The sequence below is a fragment of the Natranaerovirga pectinivora genome (genome assembly GCF_004342165.1).
Lineage (GTDB): Bacteria > Bacillota > Clostridia > Lachnospirales > DSM-24629 > Natranaerovirga > Natranaerovirga pectinivora.
Window position 1 is genome coordinate 1 of the sequence record NZ_SMAL01000024.1, and the last position, 1,849, is coordinate 1,849.

Annotated in this window: 3 protein-coding genes; all 3 read left to right on the plus strand. The window is 33.3% G+C overall.

What is annotated here, in order from left to right; translation table 11 throughout:
- Positions 1-51 precede the first annotated feature (51 nt).
- Positions 52-438: a hypothetical protein gene (locus tag EDC18_RS14325; protein WP_132254253.1), complete on the plus strand. Its 387-nt coding sequence runs from the start codon at positions 52-54 to the stop codon at positions 436-438.
- 171 nt (positions 439-609) lie between these two features.
- A complete protein-coding gene (locus tag EDC18_RS14330) occupies positions 610-1,170 on the plus strand; it encodes a thymidylate synthase ThyX (RefSeq protein ID WP_132254255.1) in 561 nt (186 codons plus the stop codon).
- Positions 1,171-1,385: 215 nt separating this feature from the next.
- Positions 1,386-1,784: an HIT family protein gene (locus EDC18_RS14335; protein ID WP_132254256.1), complete on the plus strand. Its 399-nt coding sequence runs from the start codon at positions 1,386-1,388 to the stop codon at positions 1,782-1,784.
- The last annotated feature ends 65 nt before the right edge of the window (positions 1,785-1,849 follow it).

Below are 1,849 nucleotides of genomic sequence, written 5' to 3' on the forward strand. Positions count from 1 at the left end.
CCTATTAAAGAAACAGAGTTAAAGGATTATATGGTCCAGAATAAATAGATTATGCGAAATAAATTAAATGCGACAACTTACTTGACAAATACCGTTATTGGGTGGGAAAAGTTACTTCATAGATTATTAGTAGATAGTTCGTTAAATGGTGAATGGTATTTATGTGATGATTCATTTATGTATAATTTTAATAATTTTGTGGAGGCAATAAACGATAGTTCTATTTTAAATGATAATTTTGAATTGCTAGAAGTTGTTTCCTTCGAAGAAGCAGAAATATTATTGCACTCTCATAATATTAAATTCTCATTGATTGAAACTCCTATTAAAAAGAATGCTAACATTATTGAACATAACATAACGGTCTGTAGATTAAAAGAAATAATAAGTGATAATGAAAGTTTAACTATGTTTAAAGAGTTTCCGTACATCAGCTAACAAGATTATACCCGTTCGCTAAAGCACATTCCTTCACTGGGTGCAAGCACCGCCTGAGAAGAAGGGCTCTGTGGTCCAGTTCAGGAACGTCGGTAATAATAATAAAACGTTAGGTGACAAATAGTGCTAGATTCTTCTTAAAAAACATATGTAAAAAATTGGAGAGATTAGATGAAAAGCAAATTGTTAAGTATTAAAGGAACATGGAGAGAAGTAGCTGATTCAGCTAGAACAACAATAAATAAAGAGGCTGGTACTGGGGAACCAACTTCAAATTGGAAAAGAAGAATGCTTTTATCAGAGCATTCTCCTATCAGACAACTTTTGATCAATGCTAAATGGTATGAACTCAAGTATTGGGTATCTGTTCATCTTGTGAGACATAAATACGGAATTGAACATTGGGTAAGAACACAAAGAACAGATAGAACAGGATTAAATAGAGATGAATTACCTCAAGGGAATACTGTGGAACATGAAATTTTGGCTTCGGCTCAAGCCTTGATTAATATCTCTCGTAAGAGATTATGTATGCAAGCATCAAAAGAGACAAGAGAAGCATGGGAAAGCTTATTAGAGACAGTAAAGGAAAGAGAACCAGAGTTGTATGAAGCATGTGTTCCTGATTGTATATATCGTGGATGGTGCTATGAATATAAATCATGTGGATATCATAAAACCAAGGAATATGAAAAAAGATTGATGGAATATAGGGAAGGAGTTAATCAATAATTTGAAGAAAATTGGTTATTTCTGAACTATCCATCACATAACAGAGCGTTCCCAACATCCATCAGCATTTCGGGTTGGGCGTTGTGAGAGCTGACGGACGTCGTGAACACTTGGAACGTTAGGTGACATTTCAATATGAGAAGGGCTCTGTAGTCATAAATGCTTTGTTATTGGCTACAATAGCGAACTATCTGTGGACAATCGGAGGATATAGAATGAATAATAAGGATTGTTTTGTTTGTAATTGGATAGATAGAATTAGTATAAATGAGCAAAAATACTTTATTGCAGAATTGGAAACAGGATATGTTTTTTTGAGCAGTAAATGGCAGTATTTTAAAGGTTATACATTCTTCTTGAGTAAAATTCATGTTAGCGAACTACATTTGATGCCTATAGAATTTAGAAAGAAATTTCTATTTGAGATGACCATTGTATCAGAAGCAGTGCAAAATGCTTTTAAAGCAGTTAAAATTAATTGTGAATCATTGGGAAATTCATGTTCACACGTGCATTGGCATATTATTCCACGATATGAAAATGACCCTCTTCCTGAAAAAGCAATTTGGAATATCGATAGGAGTACCCTATGTGTTAGGATAGTTGTCGTATAGAAAAAAGTGTATAATAAAACTACGACAATAACCTGAGGAGAATTGATATGCCAAAAAACAACAAT